The organism is Streptomyces sp. NRRL S-37, from assembly GCF_000721605.1.
Taxonomy (GTDB): Bacteria; Actinomycetota; Actinomycetes; order Streptomycetales; family Streptomycetaceae; genus Streptomyces.
Genome location: NZ_JOIZ01000114.1, coordinates 1 through 389, shown reverse-complemented (window position 1 = coordinate 389; position 389 = coordinate 1). Strand labels below are relative to the sequence as shown.

General features: G+C 72.8%; 1 protein-coding gene. It reads left to right on the top strand.

Annotation, left to right across the window (positions count from 1 at the left end; translation table 11 throughout):
* Window positions 1–389: acyltransferase domain-containing protein (locus IH50_RS38460; RefSeq protein WP_037873700.1), on the top strand; the 389-nt coding region annotated here is incomplete at both ends.

The window sequence follows — 389 nt, the reverse complement described above, 5'->3', positions numbered from 1 at the left end:
TGTGGTGCGGGGTGTGGAGGGTGCTCCGTCGTTGGAGCGGGTGGATGTGGTGCAGCCGGTGTTGTGGGCGGTGATGGTGTCGTTGGCGGAGGTGTGGCGCTCGTGCGGGGTGCGGCCGGCGGCGGTGGTGGGTCATTCGCAGGGGGAGATCGCGGCCGCGTGTGTGGCGGGTGGTCTGTCGCTGGAGGATGCGGCGCTGGTGGTGGCGTTGCGGTCGCGTGCGTTGCGGGCGCTGTCCGGGCTGGGCGGCATGGTGTCGGTGGCGCGTGGTGTGTCGGTGGTGCGGGAGTTGGTCGGCCGGTGGGAGGGCCGGGTGTCGGTGGCGGCGGTGAACGGGCCGTCGTCGGTGGTGGTCTCCGGTGACGCGGACGCGTTGGACGAGCTGCTGG